General features: G+C 67.6%; 3 protein-coding genes. All 3 read left to right on the top strand.

Going from position 1 to position 1592, the window contains the following annotated elements; all coding sequences use genetic code 11:
* On the top strand, positions 1–355 hold a 355-nt coding region (locus tag VF497_RS07285), incomplete at its 5' end, for a hypothetical protein (protein WP_330887174.1).
* A gap of 39 nt (positions 356–394) precedes the next feature.
* On the top strand, positions 395–553 hold the full coding sequence (locus VF497_RS07280) for a hypothetical protein (protein WP_330887172.1): 159 nt from the start codon (positions 395–397) through the stop codon (positions 551–553).
* Positions 550–1425: a ThiF family adenylyltransferase gene (locus VF497_RS07275; protein WP_330887170.1), complete on the top strand. Its 876-nt coding sequence runs from the start codon at positions 550–552 to the stop codon at positions 1423–1425. Before VF497_RS07280 ends, VF497_RS07275 begins: the two co-directional genes overlap by 4 nt.
* Positions 1426–1592 lie beyond the last annotated feature (167 nt).

Here is a 1592-nt window from a genome sequence, read left to right as displayed (position 1 = left end):
CGCCCGCGATGGCTTGCGGCCGAAGTGGATCTCCAACGTCACCCAGGTGCCGGCGGTGGTCGGTATGGTCAGCGACACCTTCTCGGACGTATTCCCCTCGCCGCTGCCGGGGGCGCGGCAGAGCTTTGCGCATCTGCAGCTGGCGCGCGGCATTATGGCAAAGCATCGCGCGGTGTTCGGCGTCGGCGAGGAGGCCGGTTTCGACGAGGCGCGCTCGGTCATCACCAACGCCTATACCGGCGGCTCGGACGCGCTGAAGAAGACCTTCGAGATCGCGCCGAAGCATCGCGATGCCGTCTACAACGAATTTTGCGCGCGCGAGCTGGATTACGGCCGCGGCGATGATGTGCTGTAGATCGGCCGCGTCGATCTTGCCGGTGCGCGACGCTATCTCATGAGCGAAGTGCCCTCGGGCTCGCTGCCGGCGCTGCTTGCGGCGTCCGCGATGCTGGCGTTGCAGCGGCTGGTGCTGCCGGTGGTCTACTGGATGGACGACAGCCGCGCCTTCGGCACGTTGCGGCCGCGCAGGCAGGAGAGCGGGACCGCGCGATGAACTTCGATTACTACTCCTTCACCGGCCGCAACATCGGCTTCGTCGACGAGCATGAGCAGCAGCTGCTGCGCCGGGCGCGGGTGTTCGTCTGCGGCGTCGGCGGCATGGGCGGCGCTGCCTTCATGGCGCTGGCGCGCGCCGGCGTCGGCCGATTCGTGATCGCCGACATCGATCGTTTCGAGGTCTCCAACCTCAATCGCCAGGTGTTCGCCTTCGCCAACGAGGTCGGCCGCGAAAAGGCGGCGGTCGCGGCCGAAGCCGCCAAACGCATCAACCCGACCATCGAGGTCGAGGTGCTCGGCGAGAACTGGACCAGCGAGCTCGCCGGCATTGCCGAACGCTGCCCGGTCATCGTCAACGGCATGGACGATATCGCCGCCGGCGTGCATCTGTACCGGACAGCAAAACGCGCCGACGCAACCGTGATCGACGCCTATATGTCGCCGCTGCCGTCGGTGATCGTGGTGCGCCCGCATGATCCCAGGCCCGAGGAGCGTCTCGGCTTTCCGACCCTGGCCAAGGACTGGACTGACATCACCGAGGACGACCGCCGCGCCGCGATGCGCGCCGAGATCGAGCACGTCATGCTGCATTCCTCCTCGCGCAACTATGTCGACCTCGCGATCGCCGGCGAAGTCGCGGCCGGCCGCCGCAGCCGGATGTCGTTCGCGCCGATGGTGATCTCGACCGGCATGCTGATGGCCTATGAGGCGGTCGCGCTGATCCTCGGCCGCACCTCCGGCACCGATTGCCGCGGTTGGTTCCTCAACCCGCATCGGCCGGCGATCGAGAAGCCGCGCCATGCGCTGGTCGCCGCCCTGATGCGCCCGCTGGTGCGGCGGGCGATCGATCAATTGACGGGCGCCGCTTGACCTCGGGGGTGATCGCCGATTCCATTGTCAATCTCTGCGGCGCCATCGGCGTCGCGGTGGCGATGATGACGTTCTATCGGCGCGATCCCAGGAGCCCATTGACGCGCCGCCTGCTGCTCGCGCTCGGCGTGATCGCAACCCTGTTCCTCGACCGTGGCCTCGCGTGG

The sequence above is a fragment of the Rudaea sp. genome (assembly GCF_036383415.1).
Taxonomy (GTDB): domain Bacteria; phylum Pseudomonadota; class Gammaproteobacteria; order Xanthomonadales; family Rhodanobacteraceae; genus Rudaea.
This window is presented reverse-complemented; position numbering and strand designations above follow the sequence as displayed.

Bases quoted from the DNA above. Each gene is read 5' to 3' on its own strand.
- VF497_RS07280 (WP_330887172.1), top strand. From the start codon at position 395: ATGAGCGAAGTGCCCTCGGGCTCGCTGCCGGCGCTGCTTGCGGCGTCC.
- VF497_RS07275 (WP_330887170.1), top strand. From the start codon at position 550: ATGAACTTCGATTACTACTCCTTCACCGGCCGCAACATCGGCTTCGTC.